This is a genomic window from Martelella sp. UBA3392, from assembly GCF_002358775.1.
GTDB lineage: Bacteria > Pseudomonadota > Alphaproteobacteria > Rhizobiales > Rhizobiaceae > Martelella > Martelella mediterranea.
The window spans coordinates 1-12617 of the sequence record NZ_DEPM01000084.1; the positions used below are offsets into that span (position 1 = coordinate 1).

The window sequence follows — 12617 nt, forward strand, 5'->3', positions numbered from 1 at the left end:
TCCTCATCGAAGGCAATCGAGACCGGCTCGACCCGCGCCCAGAGCTTTGCGACCTCGGACCAGCTTTCCGTCGCACCGCCCTGCCCATCCGGCGTGAATGTGGGTGCCATCAGATCGAGACGGGCCGAAAACGCCCCCGGATCAAACGTGCGCATCAAAGCCTCCATGCCTTGAGCGGCGCGATCAGCCGGTCATAACCGTCGGGCGTTCCAGCCGGCTGCTGATCGGGCCCGATCGCGCCGCGAAACACGAACATGTGCGCCACATGCCGCAGGATCGCTTGTCTCGCGACCTCCGGCACATCAGCTGCAGTCCCGAAACCCGACGTAAACTCCACCTCGATGCCGTTGATCCCGGCCCGCCATCCGCCCATGCCGGGAAGATAGAACCGGGCCGGCCGCGCCCGCCCATCAAGCCGTCCAGCGTCGAGCGCCACAACCGTCGCCTCGCCATCGGCATCATAAGCCGTCACCGCATCGACGCTCTGCACCGGCCCATGCGCCAGTGAAATCATGCCGCTGGCAGGCCATGCATCGCGGTAAAGTCGCCAGCTCTGGGTCACCACCGCCAGACCGCTGACGCTTTCCAGATATTCCCGCGCGGCCACGATCAGCGCGGCCACCAAATCATCTTCCTCGCTGCCATCGAGGCGCAGAAACGCCTTGGCCTCGCTGAGGCTCACCGGCTCTTCCGCGGGCGGCGTTATCAGGGCATAGCTCATCGTCAAATTTCCTCCGGCAACGAAAAAGCCCCGACGCAAGCGCCGGGGCTGTCCTGTCTCAACTCTCCGTCTTCCTCCGGGTCATCCTCGGGCTTGACCCGAGGATCCAGGCCAGACGACAGACCCGTCAGAAGCTACCAGCCTCACGCCTCGCCGAACTTGATCAGCTTGATCGCCTCGAAATTCTGCACCCCGCCGCCAACGCGCTTGGTGGTGTAGAACAGCACATAGGGCTTGGCCGAATAGGGATCGCGCAGCACCCGAACCCCGGTGCGATCGACCACCAGATAACCCGCGGCAAAGTCGCCAAAGGCAATCGCCGTTTCGTCGGTCGCGATATCCGGCATGTCCTCGGCCTCGGTCACCGGGAAGCCCATGAGCGAGGCCGACTGGCCGAGCCCGGCCGGCGGCTGCCACAGATAATTGCCGTCATCATCCTTGAACTTGCGGATCGTGCCCTGCGTCTTCCGGTTCATCACGAAATGGGCATTCTGACGGTGCGCCGCCTTCAGCGAATAGATCGTCTCGATCAGCGTGTCGGAAGGATCCGCCGCCTTGAACGCGCCATCCGCGCCCGTCGCAACATAGCCGATCTTGCCCCATTCCCAGGCGCTGTCAGCCACATTGGTGTAGCTCAGGAAACCCTTCGGCATGGTCGCCGTATTGCCGTTGATGAAGGCCGCACTCTCCTGTTCGGCGAAGGCGATATCGATCTCGCTGGCGATCCAGCTCTCGACGTCCACCGCCGCATCATCCAGCAGCGAGGCGCTCGCCGCCGGCATCGCGTAAAGCTCCATCGTCGGGAACGAAAGCTCGGAAATATCCGGCGTCGCGGTCTGGTCACGGTCGGCGATCTCGCCCACCCAACCGGCGGTGAAGCCCGAAGCGATGAACGGCTTCTTCAGCACCGCGCCCGAAACCTGGCGCACCGTCGCCAGTTGCCGGATTGGCGAAACAGCCGTCAGCCGCCGGCCGATTTCGGTATCGGTCTCATCCGGCACCAGATAGCCGCCATCGCTTTCGGTCGTCGAAATCGCCTTGGCCTCAAGGGCCCGCAGCCCCTGCTCGTCGCCGCGACGGATATAGTTCTCGAACGCCGCCTTGTGCTCGCTCGCCGCAAGAGCGTTCGAACGGCCGAGCGAAGGGCGCGCCTTCTTCAGCTGCATCTCGTCGATCAGCCGCGACTGGGCGTCCATGGCGCGGTTGATGCGGTCGACCTTCTCGCGGGTCACCGCGTCCTCGCCCATCTTGCTTTCGATTTCGCCGAGCCGGCGGTCATTGGCTTCCTTGAAGGCCTCGAAGCTCGACATGAAGTCTTCGAAAGCCTGGTTGATCGGCGCGCTTTTGATCTCCGGCGCAACCTTCATCTGAGACATGGTCACAATCCTGTCCTCTCGCAATTGTCGTGGGAATGCGGACGTCGCCTGTGGCAACCGACCGCAAGTGCTGTCAGGGCGTCATCATCCGGCTCGCCCGCCGAAGCAGGCCGAGAAGCCGGTCGTCGTCCACCCCGTCTGCGCCATTGGCCGCATCCTGCCTGCCAACAAGCGCGTCATAGCCGCCGGCCAGAAACCGGCGCGCCGCCTTTCGGGAGAGGCCGGCATCCCGCGTCAGCCATCGCTCGAATTCTCTGATTGTCGGAAAGATATCGCCCGCCTGCTTCACATTCGCGATCCGCGCGGACGGCAGCATCGGAAAGGTGACGATCGATATCTCCCACAGATCCGCCTCCAGCACCCGGCGCACGCCGGATTTCGCATCCGTACGCGCCCTAACAGTCTGGAAGCCAATGGAAAGCCCGTCGAGCCCGCCGGCCTTCATCAGCGCGTGGACCTCGCGGGCGCGGGCCACATCGGCCGAAAGCACGCCCTCGACATAGAGCCCGCGCCCATCCTCGCGAATCTTCGTCCACGTCCCGATCGGCTCGCAGGGATCATGCTGGAACAGCATCCGCACGCCGCCCGCGCCGCGCTTTTGCAGCGAGCGGGAAAACGCCCCGCGCTCGATCATGTCCTTGCCGAGGTCGATCTCGCCGAACAGGCTCGCATAGCCCGAGAATGAACCGTCGCCCGCAAGGTCGGTCAGCGACAGATCGGCATATTTCAGTTCATCGGCCAGCATGGTGTTCTCGCCCATATCCACTCCTTGAAATTCGCCGGTCATTTTCAGTAGCCGACAGCCTCGCGCTTCTCCTCGTCGGAGAGAAAATCGGCGCCGGACACCCGGGTCCACAACGCATCGCGTTCCGCCGAAAGGGCGGAGACCTGGTCGAGATCGACCTCCAGCTTCAGCCCCGCTCCGTAGACCGGCGCAAGCCAGCTCGTCAGCGCCGCCGCCGTGCGCGCAATCAGCGGCAGCACCGTCAGCCGGTAGAAGGCGCGGTTCGCCTCCTGGTAGTTGGAATAGGTGTTGTCGCCGGGAATCCCGAGCATCATCGGCGGCACGCCGATGGCGAGCGCGATATCCCGCGCCGCGCCATTGCGCGCCTCGGTGAAATCCATATCGCGCGGCGTCAGTCCCATCGCCTTCCAGTCAAGTCCGCCTTCGAGCAGCAGCGGCCGGCCGGCGCGCATCGGCCCGGCATAGCCTTCCTCCAGCTCCTGCTTCAGCCGTTCATACTGCTCCTCGGTCAGGTTCCCGCCATCCTTCGGCTGATAGACCAGCGCGCCGGAAGGCCGCGCTGAATTGTCGAGCAGCGCCTTGTTCCACACGGATGACGCATTGTGCAGGTCCAGCGCCATCTGCGCCGCCGCCAGCGGCGAAAGTCCCGAATGATCGTCCAGCGGATGAAACAGTCGCATATGCAGCACCGTCAACCCGTCGCCCTCGGCCGCAAACCGGCTCACATGCGCGCCGATCCGGTATTCATAGGCCTCCGGCCACCCGTCCCGCCCCTCGATGATCCGCACTCGGTCGGGCCGCAACAGGTAGAGCTCCCGCAGCGTCTCGCCCACCAGGATCGGCTCGACATAGGCATTGCCGGAAAGCAGAAGATGCCCGAACAGAGCCTCGAAGAAATCCGATCCGCTCATCCGCCCGTTCGGCCGCTTCAACAGGGCAAGCAGCGGATGGTCGGAAACCAGCGCCCCCTCATCGAAAAGCTGCCAGGGCATCGCCGCCGCCGCCTCGGCAATCAGCCGCACCGCGCGGTGCGCCACCGGGTTCCGCATGAACCCCTCGCGCGACAGCGCGGCATAGGACCGCCCCGTCCATCGCGCCTCCCCGCTCATCGAAAGCGCCGAAAGTATCACCGGCGCTGCCTTTTTCTCGGACGCGGAAACCACGCCCGCCGGACGTCGCCCCGGCAGATGAAAGGGCATCTTCATGCCACACCTCTCTGTTCTCAAAACAAAAAAAAGCCCCGGAAAACCGGAGCTTTGAAAAATACAGAAGCGGCAAAAACGCCGCCCAACCGGTTGTCGACTATCGCGCCGGCCTAACCGCACAGCCCCCCAATCTTCTCGCCCCGGCGGGGAGAGATGCCCCGAAAGGGGCAGTGAGGGGCGAGTCTATCCCTACGAAAAACCTACCGGAACACCGCACGACGGCACCCCAACAACTATCCCACAAAACGCGACGTCTTCACCGCCTTGTCGGTATCATAGTCCGCCGCCATCCGCATCTCGCGCAACGGCCGCACCGTCGCGGTCGACTTCTGGTAGATCGGATGCGCCCGATAGGCCGCCAGCGCCGCCTCGTCCTCGAACTCACCATAAACGACGAAGTCAACCTGTTCGTCATAAAGATCGCTGCGCGTATTGCGCCCGATTTCCAGCACGCTGGCATGCGGGTTTTCGGTCAGCATCGAAAGTCCGGTCTCAACCGCATCCGCATCCCCGCCTTCGGGAACCGAGAAGAAAACGATATGTCGTATCATGCCAGACCTCTGCGCTGTTCGGGCTTCGGCTAGCACGGGCAATTGCGGCGCGCAAGTCGCTATACGCCGCGTACGCGCGGCATCCCGTCGCCCTCCAGAAGCAGAGCCGTCAGCGCCCAGACCAGCGCGTCCAGCCGGTCGGGAGACCGCCCCGCCGAAAGCCCGTCCGGCCCGAAATCGCACATCTGGTCGACGAGCCTGGCAAAATGGCCGGCATGGCGCACCCGGCCCTGCTCGTAGAGGGCTGCCACCGGCTCGGCGCGCAGAAACTTGCCGCGTTTGGCGCGCACCGTCGAAACCGGCAGCCGTTCGTCCACGCTGCGCAGCATCGCCGTCACCATATCGCCGCCCTGATTGATCTCGGCCACCACCCGGTCAGCATCGAAACGGCGATAGGCCTCCACCACGGCGCGCGCCCATTGCGCCGGCGATCCGCCCTCGACAGAACAGTCGGCCAGCACCAGCGCGCCGCCATTTTCCATCCCGCCCGCAACCACGATGCCGCAGACCGAATTCCGCCCGGACCCGGCAGGCGGGTCAACCGCCACGACAATCCGCCCGGACGCCATCGCCCGGCGTGCGACGATCGTCTCCAGGTCTGACCGTCGCCACAGCGCATCCTCGCGATCCTCGATCAGTTCGCCGTCAAGCTCCTGCCGCCCGAGCCGCGTTCCGCCATATCGGCTGGAAAGCGCCTTGATGAAGCCCGGCGCCAGATTGGCCCGGTTGTCCGCCGTCGAGATCCGGGTCAGCACAGCGTCGTCTTCCGCCATCAGCCGCTTCAACAGCGGCACCGCGCGCGGCGTGGTGGTCACGATCTGCCTCGGCGCATGACCGAGCCTCAGGCCGAATTGCAGCATGTCCCAACATTCCTGGCCGTAGCGCCATTTCGCCAGTTCGTCGCACCAGGCAAAGTGAAATTGCGGCCCGCGCAGCGCCTCCGGGTCCTCGGAGGAAAACAGATAGGCCACTGCCCCGTTCGGCCACACCAGCCGCCGGCGCGAGATCTCGAAATCCGGCTTCATTCGCCGGGCAATCCGGCAGATCCCGGAAACCCCGTCGATCATCACCTCGCGGGCATCGCCAAGCGTCTCCGCCACCAGCGCGATCCGCAATTCGCTCTTCTCCCCATCGGCAATCGCCAGATCATGCACCCATTCCGCCCCGGCCCGCGTCTTGCCCGAACCGCGCCCGCCCATCAGCAGCCATGTCCGCCAGTCATGCGCCGGCGGCAATTGCTCCGGCCGCGCCAGAAACCGCCACTCCTTGGCGAGAAAGGCAGCATATTGAAACGGATCAGACGGCGCGCTCGCGTTCGGCAAGCTTTCGTTCCGCCAGTTCCTCGGCCCGCTTTTCGATGAGGTCGAGGAAATGGGCTTTGGCATTGTCGTAATCCCTGAAATTCAGTTGGCGCTCTTCCTCGTCCTTGCGGCTGGCCGCCAGCCGCCGCTGCAACTCGTCGGCCTTTTCCAGCGTGCGGATGATCAGCGCGATCGCATCGGTCGCCGCCTTCACCTCGGCACGCGCATCGCCGTCATCGCCCTGGCTGCCCCTCTTTACAGCCCGCATGCGCAACCGCTTGAAGAAGGCGAACTGCGCCCGCATCTCCGCCGTCAGGTCGTTCAAAAGCAGCCGCATGTCATCGTCGCCGCCGCCGCGCCGCGTCTTCGGTTCGATGAAATGGTAACCCGCCTCCGTCCGCCCTGCCCCGCCTTCGTAACGCGGATTGCGCGGCCACAACCCGAACAGCGAGATATCGAATGACTCATGGTCAGCCACAATGAAGCTCCTTCCGGCGCGCCTCGGGAGACCTGCCGTTCGACCATAAAAAAAGCCCGGTCGAGACCGGGCGGCGACAATTCCTGACGGAGCCGTCACCGGCTCGCGGAAGATCAAAAAGATAGAGCGGTTCCGCCGATACGAGGAAAAGCGGAACCGCTCCAGTCTGAGTGACGGCTGAGTCCGGCGGGAAAGGCGAAGCGGGCTCAAACCCGCAAATTCCCGACCGTAGACAGAAGCTACCAAAGCACCGTTACGCCGTCAAGGATTATTTTCCTATAATAGGTATTTTTTCTTATCTTGTAATACCGGGGAAAGGTCTCATCCCGTCTTCTCGCCCGTCAGCACCGGCCATTCGATCAGGTAATCCTCGTAATCCTCCACCGCCACCTTCATCTCGCTGATGGTCTTGTCGCGGGCCGAAATCCCGGCCTGATGCACCGTCTCGCGATCTCCGGAAACCAGATAATGCCACCAGTAGAGATCGCGGCCCTCATGAACCAGCCGATAGGCGCAGGTCGGCGGCAGCCAGGGGATTTCCCGCACGCCCTCCATATCGAGCTGAATGCACTCCGGCACCGTCTTCTGCCGGTGCTCGTAATCCGAACACTGGCAGCTGTGTCCGTCCAGCAGCCGGCAGGCGACCGAGGTGAAGGCCACCTCCCCCGTCTCCCAGTCTTCCAGCTTGTTGAGACAGCACAGCCCGCAACCATCGCAAAGGGCTTCCCATTCGCGATTGTCCATCTCCTCGAGCCGCTTCACCCGCCAGAAAGGTTCGTCCGCCTTGTCAGCCATTATTCTTCCTTTTCGCCGAACCGCCTATATGCGCGCATCGCGGCCGCGCTTCAACCCGCATCACGTCGGACATTGCGTAAGCATAAACTGACTTAAACAAAGGTCTTATCACTATCGGTCAATTGCGACAATTTGCCCGCTTGCTAGCATCACCCCATGCGCTCTGGAGGATGAGCGCTTCTGCGCTGAGGAGAGCGCAGCCCTTTTCACGACTTGGGAGGAGTCTGAATGTCTCGCTTTATCATGAACCGGCGCAGCCTGCTGAGAGCGGGCGCGGCCGCCGGCATCACGCTCGCCGCACCGATGAGTTTCGTCCGCGGCGCATACGCCCAGGACCAGATGTCCTGCAACATGCCGACCGGCAGCAATGTCGTGCTCGGCTTCAACGTGCCCCAGACCGGTCCTTACGCCGATGAAGGCCTCGACGAGTTGAAGGCCCTCCAGCTCGCCGCCAAGCATCTGAACGGCGAAGGCGATGGCGGCATGCTCGCCACCTTCTCCTCGAAAACACTGAAGGGCAACGGCATTCTCGGCAAGAAGGTCGACTATGTCACCGGCGACACCCAGACCAAGTCCGATGCCGCCCGCGACGGCGCCAAGCGCATGATCGAGAAGGATGGCGCGGTGATGATCACCGGCGGCTCATCCTCCGGCGTGGCCGTCGCCGTGCAGAGCCTCTGCCAGGACATGGGCGTCATCTTCATGGCCGGCCTGACGCACTCCAACGACACCACCGGCAAGGACAAGCGCCGCTACGGCTTCCGCCACTTCTTCAACGCCTATCAGTCCGGCGAGGCGCTCGGCCCCGTGCTTGCCGCCGAATACGGCGCGGACCGCCGCGCCTATCACCTGACCGCCGACTACACCTGGGGCTGGACCCAGGAGGAATCGATGAAGAACGCCACCGAGGCGCTCGGCTGGGAAACCGTCCAGACGGTCAAGACCCCTGTCGGCGCGGGCGACTTTTCGCAGTACATCACCCCGGTTCTGAATTCCGGCGCGGATGTGCTGATCCTCAACCACTACGGCGGCGACATGGTCAATTCGCTGACCCAGGCCGTCCAGTTCGGCCTCAAGGACAAGCAGGTCAACGGCAAGAATTTCGAGATCGTCGTGCCGCTGTTCTCCGACCTGATGGCCAAGGGCGCGGGCGCCGCCGCGCAGAATATCCTCGGCTCTGCCAACTGGCTGTGGTCGCTGGAAGATGACGGCACCAAGGCCTTCGTCCAGTCCTTCGGCGCGGAATACGGCTTCCCGCCGTCCCAGGCCGCCCAGACCTGCTACGTCCAGGCCCTGCTCTACGCCGACGCCGTCGAGCGCGCCGGCACCTTCTTCGCGCCGGAAGTCATCAAGGCGCTGGAAGGCTTCGAGTTCGATGGTCTCGGCAACGGCCCGACGCTTTACCGCGCCGCCGACCACCAGTGCATGAAGGACTGCCTCGTCGTGCGCGGCAACCCCGATCCGCAGAACGAATACGATCTGCTGAAGGTGGTCCAGATCGTTCCGCGTTCGCAGGTCGACTACGACCCGTCGATCTTCGGCGGCGAGCTCGGCCCCGATACGGCCAAGCAGTGCTGATCTCGGCCAGATGAACAACGGACCGGGCGCCAGGTTTGCGCCCGGTCCCGCGCATCAAAACAGCGGATAGCGGGTAATGGACGCCATCATCATTCAAATTCTGAACGGTCTGGACAAGGGCGCGGCCTATTCGCTGATCGCGCTTGGCCTCACCCTGGTCTTCGGCACGCTCGGCGTGGTCAATTTCGCCCATGGGGCGCTGTTCATGCTCGGCGCGTTCTGCGCCGTCGCCTTCAACGCGCTGATTTCCTGGCCGATCCAGCCGCCCAAGGAAGAGGGCGCGCTGTTCGCGCCCCGCGCCATCCCCTATATGGAATACGCTTTCGGCGATGTCGGGGCCGCGATCATCAACTGGTCGGTGCCCTTGTCGATCCTGCTTGCGATCCCGGTCATGCTGCTTTTCGGCCTCGTCATGGAGCGCGGCCTGATCCGGTTCTTCTACAAGCGTCCCCATGCCGACCAGATCCTGGTCACCTTCGGCCTCGCCATCGTGCTCCAGGAAATCATCAAGAAAATCTTCGGTGCCAACCCGATCCCGCAATCCGCACCGTCGATGTTTGCCGGCACGGCCAATATCGGCGCATGGATCGGCATGCCCGATGCCTTCATCGTCTATCCCTGGTGGCGGCTGATCTACTTCGTCACCGCGCTCGCCATCATCGGCGCCGTGTTCGCCTTCCTGCAATTCACCACCTATGGCATGGTGGTCCGCGCCGGCATGCGCGACCGCGAAACCGTCGGCCTGCTCGGCATCGATATCGAGAAACGCTTCACCGTCGTCTTCGGCATCGCCGCCGTGGTCGCCGGCCTTGCCGGCGTGATGTACACGCCGATCCTGCCGCCGAACTATCACCTCGGCATGGATTTCCTGGTGCTCAGCTTCGTCGTCGTGGTCGTCGGCGGCATGGGCTCGCTGCCGGGCGCGATCATTGCCGGCTTCACGCTTGGCATCCTGCAATCCTTCGCTTCGATGAACGAGGTGAAAGCCATCATCCCCGGCATCGACCAGGTGATCATCTATCTCGTCGCCGTCATCATTCTCTTGACCATGCCGCGCGGGCTCATGGGCCGCCGCGGCGTGATGGAGGAATAGCACCGCATGTTCGCCAATCTTTCCCGCAACGACTGGCTGCTGTTTGCCATCTTCTCGGCCATCGTGCTCGCCGCGCCCATCCTGTTCATGCCCTTGGGCGCCGCCTATCCGGCGCTCCTGCAGAAATTCGCGATCTTCGGCATCTTCGCGATCGGCTTCAACATCCTGTTCGGGCTGACGGGCTATCTCTCCTTCGGCCACGCCGCTTTTCTCGGCGTCGGCTCCTACGCCGCCGTCTGGTCGTTCAAGCTTCTGACCATGAACGCAATCCCCGCCATCATCTTCGCGATGATCTGTTCCGGCCTGTTCGCTGCCGTCATCAGCTACGTCACGCTCCGGCGTTCGGGCATCTATTTCTCGATCCTGACGCTCGCTTTCGCCCAGATGAGCTACAACCTCGCCTATTCGGTGCTGACACCCATCACCAACGGCGAGACCGGCCTGCAGCTTTCGCACAATGATCCGCGCATTCTCGACCGGATGTTCTTTGAAGCCGGCGCCGGCCTGCCCTCGCCCGATTTCTTCGGCATTCAGCTCCAGGGCTATGGCGGCTTTTATTTCTGCGCCATCGCCCTTTTGATCTGCTTCTACCTCACCATCCGCATCTTCCGCTCGCCCTTCGGCATGATGCTGAAGGCGGTGAAGTCGAACCAGAACCGGATGATGTATACCGGCTTCAACACGCGGCCTTATCTCCGCTCCGCCTTCATCATTTCCGGCATGTTCGCCGGTCTCGCCGGCGCGCTGATGGCCGTTACCGATCCGCTGGCGGGCGCCGAACGCATGCAGTGGACGGCGTCGGGCGAGGTCGTGCTGATGACCATCCTCGGCGGCGTCGGCACGCTGGTCGGCCCGGTCATCGGCGCGGTCGTCATCAAATATTTCGAGAATATCTTCTCGTCCTTCAACGAGCAGGCCCTGCACCAGACCTTCTCCTTCCTGCCGGACGCGATCGAGACCCCGGTGGTCAAGCTCCTGTCGCTGTTTGTCGGCGACGGCTGGCACCTGACGCTCGGCCTGATCTTCATGGCGATCGTGATCTTCCTGCCCGGCGGCATCATGGAAGGCGTCAAACGTGTCCGCGCCCGCTTTGGCGGCGGCGGCACCGGCAAGGCGGAGGAACAATCCGTCGCCGAAGTCCAGCCCGCGGAGTAGCACCATGGCCGACAGAAACATCGTTCTCCATGTCGACGACGTCCACAAGAGCTTCGGCGGCCTGCGCGCGCTCTCCGATGTCAATCTTGAGGTGGAAAGCGGCAAGGTCCATGCCATTATCGGCCCCAATGGCGCCGGCAAGTCCACCCTGCTCAATGTCTGCATCGGCCGGCTGAAGCCGACCCACGGCAAGGTCGTCTTCGATGGCCAGACGCTGACCAGCCACGCGCCCCACGAGATCAACCAGATGGGCGTCTCGCGCGTGTTCCAGACGCCGGAAATCTTCCCCGACCTGACGCTGATCGAAAACGTCATGATCCCCGCCTTCGCCCGCCGCGACGGTGCGTTCAAGCTGAATGCCATCCGCGCCCTTGCCGGCGAACGGGAAGTGCGCGAGGAGGCAGAATTCATCCTCGAGGATATCGGGCTTTCCGCGCGCCGCCATCACGAGGCGGGCTCGCTGTCGCGCGGCGACAAGCGCCGCCTGGAGCTCGCCATGTGCCTGATCCAGAAACCCAAGCTGCTGCTTCTCGACGAGCCCACCGCCGGCATGGCCCGTCACGACACCAACCGCACCATCGAACTGCTTCAGCGCATCAAGGCCCGCGGCATGACCAAAGTTATCATCGAGCATGACATGCACGTGGTGTTCTCGCTCGCCGACAGGATCTCGGTGCTTGCGCAGGGCCGCATCATCGCCGAAGGTTCTCCCGATGAGGTGCGCGGGAACCCGAAGGTCAAGGAAGCCTATCTTGGCGAGGCCGAGGCATGAACATGCACAGCAACAATGTCCGCGAGGAGCAAAACCGGATGGCCACCGAAAAGGGCGATGCATTCTTCAGCGTCCGCGACATTCACGCCTGGTACGGCGAAAGCTACATCGTTCAGGGCGTTTCCTTCGATATCGCCAAGGGCGAAGTGCTCTCCCTCCTCGGCCGCAACGGCGCCGGCAAGACCAGCACGCTGCGCACCCTTGCCCGTCTCGACAATCCGGCGCTGAAAAGCGGCGAAATCTGGCTCAACGGCGAACCGCTCCACAGCAAGCGCGCCTTCCAGGCCGCAAAGATGGGCGTCCAGCTGGTGCCGGAAGACCGCCGCATCATCGGCGGGCTGACGGTCGAGGAAAACCTCGTTCTCGCCCAGGTCTCGGGCGAAAAGGGCTGGACCCTCGAAAAGATCTACGACCACTTCCCGCGCCTTGCCGAGCGCCGCAAGCAGGACGCCGTCACCATGTCCGGCGGTGAGCAGCAGATGCTCGCCGTCGCCCGCGCGCTCGCCCGCGATATCAAGATCCTGTTCCTCGACGAGCCCTATGAGGGCCTCGCCCCGGTGATCGTCCACGAGATCGAAAGCATCGTCCGCCAGATCCGCGACCTCGGCATCACCACCATCATCGTCGAGCAGAACGCGGTCGCAGCACTCCGCCTCTCCGACAAGGCGGTGATCATGGACACCGGCCAGATCGTGTTCTCCGGCACCGCGGTCGAAGTGCTCGACAATGCCGAACTGCGCGAGGAATATCTGGCGATCTGATTTTCTTGTCCTCAGGGTAACCTCGACTGAACTGACAACGCGTTACTGTCAGACCGCAAAGCCCCCCAATCTTCTCGCCCCGGAGG

14 protein-coding genes are annotated in these 12617 nt (G+C 63.5%); 5 read left to right on the forward strand and 9 right to left on the reverse strand.

Annotation, left to right across the window (positions count from 1 at the left end):
• The 9 genes from B4E36_RS06245 to B4E36_RS06285 all read right to left on the reverse strand — a co-directional run.
• Window positions 1-167 (reverse strand): head-tail adaptor protein (locus B4E36_RS06245; RefSeq protein ID WP_345900132.1); only part of this gene is annotated, 167 nt, incomplete at its 3' end.
• Entirely contained in the window at window positions 155-721 is a 567-nt protein-coding gene (locus B4E36_RS06250; protein ID WP_292054574.1) for a head-tail connector protein, read from the reverse strand. The genes B4E36_RS06245 and B4E36_RS06250, both read right to left, overlap by 13 nt.
• Window positions 722-864: 143 nt before the next feature.
• Window positions 865-2088 carry a phage major capsid protein gene (locus B4E36_RS06255; protein WP_292054753.1) on the reverse strand — a complete coding sequence of 408 codons (1224 nt, stop codon included), beginning with the start codon at window positions 2086-2088 and terminating at the stop codon, window positions 865-867.
• Window positions 2089-2170: 82 nt separating this feature from the next.
• A complete protein-coding gene (locus B4E36_RS06260) occupies window positions 2171-2857 on the reverse strand; it encodes an HK97 family phage prohead protease (RefSeq protein ID WP_292054576.1) in 687 nt (228 codons plus the stop codon).
• Window positions 2858-2886: 29 nt separating this feature from the next.
• Window positions 2887-4047, reverse strand: a complete 1161-nt coding sequence (locus B4E36_RS06265) for a phage portal protein (protein ID WP_292054578.1) — start codon at window positions 4045-4047, stop codon at window positions 2887-2889.
• Window positions 4048-4280: 233 nt separating this feature from the next.
• Window positions 4281-4598, reverse strand: coding sequence for a Dabb family protein (locus B4E36_RS06270; RefSeq protein WP_292054580.1), 318 nt, complete (start codon window positions 4596-4598; stop codon window positions 4281-4283).
• Window positions 4599-4657: 59 nt separating this feature from the next.
• Entirely contained in the window at window positions 4658-5920 is a 1263-nt protein-coding gene (locus B4E36_RS06275; RefSeq protein WP_292054583.1) for a DNA-packaging protein, read from the reverse strand.
• Window positions 5895-6377 (reverse strand): hypothetical protein, encoded by a 483-nt coding sequence (locus B4E36_RS06280; RefSeq protein ID WP_292054589.1) that lies wholly within the window; start codon window positions 6375-6377, stop codon window positions 5895-5897. The genes B4E36_RS06275 and B4E36_RS06280 overlap by 26 nt, the downstream gene beginning before the upstream one ends.
• Before the next feature lie 321 nt (window positions 6378-6698).
• On the reverse strand, window positions 6699-7172 hold the full coding sequence (locus tag B4E36_RS06285) for a YcgN family cysteine cluster protein (protein ID WP_018066617.1): 474 nt from the start codon (window positions 7170-7172) through the stop codon (window positions 6699-6701).
• 228 nt (window positions 7173-7400) lie between these two features.
• On the opposite strand from B4E36_RS06285, the gene B4E36_RS06290 reads away from it, so the two are divergent.
• From B4E36_RS06290 to B4E36_RS06310, 5 genes are all read left to right on the forward strand, one after another.
• The gene (locus tag B4E36_RS06290) at window positions 7401-8750 is read left to right on the forward strand and encodes a substrate-binding protein (RefSeq protein ID WP_292054593.1); all 1350 of its coding nucleotides are present in this window, start codon (window positions 7401-7403) and stop codon (window positions 8748-8750) included.
• 76 nt (window positions 8751-8826) lie between these two features.
• On the forward strand, window positions 8827-9843 hold the full coding sequence (locus B4E36_RS06295) for a branched-chain amino acid ABC transporter permease (protein ID WP_292054594.1): 1017 nt from the start codon (window positions 8827-8829) through the stop codon (window positions 9841-9843).
• A gap of 6 nt (window positions 9844-9849) precedes the next feature.
• The gene (locus B4E36_RS06300; RefSeq protein WP_292054596.1) at window positions 9850-10998 is read left to right on the forward strand and encodes a branched-chain amino acid ABC transporter permease; all 1149 of its coding nucleotides are present in this window, start codon (window positions 9850-9852) and stop codon (window positions 10996-10998) included.
• A 4-nt stretch (window positions 10999-11002) separates the two neighbouring features.
• Window positions 11003-11770 (forward strand): ABC transporter ATP-binding protein, encoded by a 768-nt coding sequence (locus B4E36_RS06305; RefSeq protein WP_292054600.1) that lies wholly within the window; start codon window positions 11003-11005, stop codon window positions 11768-11770.
• Window positions 11767-12531, forward strand: coding sequence for an ABC transporter ATP-binding protein (locus B4E36_RS06310; RefSeq protein ID WP_414673739.1), 765 nt, complete (start codon window positions 11767-11769; stop codon window positions 12529-12531). The genes B4E36_RS06305 and B4E36_RS06310 overlap by 4 nt, the downstream gene beginning before the upstream one ends.
• Window positions 12532-12617 lie beyond the last annotated feature (86 nt).

Bases quoted from the DNA above. Each gene is read 5' to 3' on its own strand.
- B4E36_RS06250 (WP_292054574.1), bottom strand. From the start codon at position 721: ATGAGCTATGCCCTGATAACGCCGCCCGCGGAAGAGCCGGTGAGCCTC.
- B4E36_RS06255 (WP_292054753.1), bottom strand. From the start codon at position 2,088: ATGAAGGTTGCGCCGGAGATCAAAAGCGCGCCGATCAACCAGGCTTTC.
- B4E36_RS06260 (WP_292054576.1), bottom strand. From the start codon at position 2,857: ATGGGCGAGAACACCATGCTGGCCGATGAACTGAAATATGCCGATCTG.
- B4E36_RS06265 (WP_292054578.1), bottom strand. From the start codon at position 4,047: ATGAAGATGCCCTTTCATCTGCCGGGGCGACGTCCGGCGGGCGTGGTT.
- B4E36_RS06270 (WP_292054580.1), bottom strand. From the start codon at position 4,598: ATGATACGACATATCGTTTTCTTCTCGGTTCCCGAAGGCGGGGATGCG.
- B4E36_RS06285 (WP_018066617.1), bottom strand. From the start codon at position 7,172: ATGGCTGACAAGGCGGACGAACCTTTCTGGCGGGTGAAGCGGCTCGAG.
- B4E36_RS06290 (WP_292054593.1), top strand. From the start codon at position 7,401: ATGTCTCGCTTTATCATGAACCGGCGCAGCCTGCTGAGAGCGGGCGCG.
- B4E36_RS06295 (WP_292054594.1), top strand. From the start codon at position 8,827: ATGGACGCCATCATCATTCAAATTCTGAACGGTCTGGACAAGGGCGCG.
- B4E36_RS06300 (WP_292054596.1), top strand. From the start codon at position 9,850: ATGTTCGCCAATCTTTCCCGCAACGACTGGCTGCTGTTTGCCATCTTC.
- B4E36_RS06305 (WP_292054600.1), top strand. From the start codon at position 11,003: ATGGCCGACAGAAACATCGTTCTCCATGTCGACGACGTCCACAAGAGC.
- B4E36_RS06310 (WP_414673739.1), top strand. From the start codon at position 11,767: ATGAACATGCACAGCAACAATGTCCGCGAGGAGCAAAACCGGATGGCC.